Source organism: Vibrio sp. 970 (assembly GCF_033339075.1).
Genome location: NZ_JAWOTW010000437.1, coordinates 1 through 640 on the forward strand (window position 1 = coordinate 1; position 640 = coordinate 640).

Below are 640 nucleotides of genomic sequence, written 5' to 3' on the forward strand. Positions count from 1 at the left end.
TTGAGATTTGTTGATTTCAATACTTTTGCTGACCTGATAAGCAAGCATAGCCATTCCTTAAGTTTCTGTTTCACTCTACTTATTCTAAATCAAATCCTAGTTTTTTCTTGTTTCACTGTGAGTTAGAGGTAAAAAGTGAGACAAAAAAGCCAGAACGTTAACTCTGGCTTCATTGGCAAATTGGGACGTTAAGAAACAAACGTCACTTTCGCGCTAAATCGGACGCCATCATCGTTTAATTCAAACGGCCACCCCATCCGTTCACAAATGCGTTGCACTATCACTAAGCCGCAACCATAACCCGCATTATACGTTTCGTTACCGTCATGACGATTGGTGATAATCAGCGTGTTTTGCTGTAGATCGATCTCGATGTCTCCAACGCTGTAACTGAACGCATTTTTGATTAAGTTGTTGATGACTATCGTCACGAAGCTTGCTGGCGCATACACTTCGCCGCTATTTTGTTCGTTAAGCTGATAATGCGCATCTTGCTTTGCAAACAACGGAGCAAGCTCTTCCAATTGCTGGTGTAAACAAACTAAAAGCGTTTGTTCGCCAAAGTGCTGCGGCTCAATTTTCTCTTTGCCTAACAACAAAAACGCCTCGGTCAAAACGCGCATGTCTTCACACGCAGCTT

General features: G+C 42.3%; 1 pseudogene. It reads right to left on the reverse strand.

Going from position 1 to position 640, the window contains the following annotated elements:
- Nucleotides 1–188 precede the first annotated feature (188 nt).
- Nucleotides 189–640 (reverse strand): annotated as a pseudogene (locus R7Q11_RS27155) (sensor histidine kinase); the annotation flags it as partial.